This is a genomic window from Fructobacillus tropaeoli (genome assembly GCF_001047135.2).
Taxonomy (GTDB): Bacteria; Bacillota; Bacilli; order Lactobacillales; family Lactobacillaceae; genus Fructobacillus; species Fructobacillus tropaeoli.
This window is the reverse complement of sequence record NZ_DF968134.1, coordinates 1-845: the sequence shown is the minus strand read 5'-3', so window position 1 is coordinate 845 and position 845 is coordinate 1. Positions and strand designations below refer to the sequence as shown.

The 845-nt window shown below is 37.5% G+C and carries 2 protein-coding genes; both read right to left on the bottom strand.

What is annotated here, in order from left to right; all coding sequences use genetic code 11:
* Window positions 1-403: replication initiator protein A (locus AOQ32_RS08370; RefSeq protein WP_148666549.1), on the bottom strand; the 403-nt coding region annotated here is incomplete at its 3' end.
* Between the two features lies 1 nt (window position 404).
* Window positions 405-617 carry a helix-turn-helix domain-containing protein gene (locus AOQ32_RS08365; RefSeq protein ID WP_059394395.1) on the bottom strand — a complete coding sequence of 71 codons (213 nt, stop codon included), beginning with the start codon at window positions 615-617 and terminating at the stop codon, window positions 405-407.
* Window positions 618-845 lie beyond the last annotated feature (228 nt).

Below are 845 nucleotides of genomic sequence, written 5' to 3'. Positions count from 1 at the left end.
AGTTTGATTTTGAAACTTCCGCTTGTACCAAGGGTTCAGGGCTGTTTTTTTCATCATTTTCATCAATTGCTAAGCCTAAATATAGTCGATTGGGTTTGTTTAAACCTTGTCGAACTTCTTCTAAAAGGCCATGTTCCCCCAAGTCTTTCTTGATACCTAAGACCTTATTTTTACCGCAACTGAGCAAATCACCTAGAGCGGCAATCGTATAAACAAAATAAACATTTTGATCATCATCGACCCAACCATTGCGAACAGATAGTTCAAAGCGATCTCTCAAAATGGCGTAGGCTACTTTGGATTCCAGTTTCATATCGTTGTATTTTTCGGAAATAAAAAGGGCTTTTGGAATTCGATAAAATTGTTCAAATGCCTGAACCTGTTGAATTGAAATTCTTTGCACATTAGACCTCAAACTTTTCCATAAACTCCGATATAGTCATGCCCATTGCTCGAGCAATGCCCGCGGCATGAGTAGTGGTGACAGACTTAACTTGGCCCCGTTCAAGATTTGAGATGATTGTTTGTGTGACATCTGCCCTTTTCGCAAATTCTGTTTGCGACAACCGACGTTGATTGCGATATTCTTTAATGAAAATGCCAACATTTTGTTTCATGATTACCTCGTTTATGTATTTTTACTTAAAAAAGTGCAAAAAAATAAGCCAACGAATGTTGGCTTATCAGATATTAGCTAAAGTTAACTTATTTTAAGAAAGACAAAATAAAGAAATAAGCTAACGGAAGCTCGCTTATTTGACCGAGCAAAAGTCGATGAGACCCGTTGCTACATAAGCGTTTTAAGCACCTTCGTTACCTTTTATTTTACAAGTTACGTGCAACCC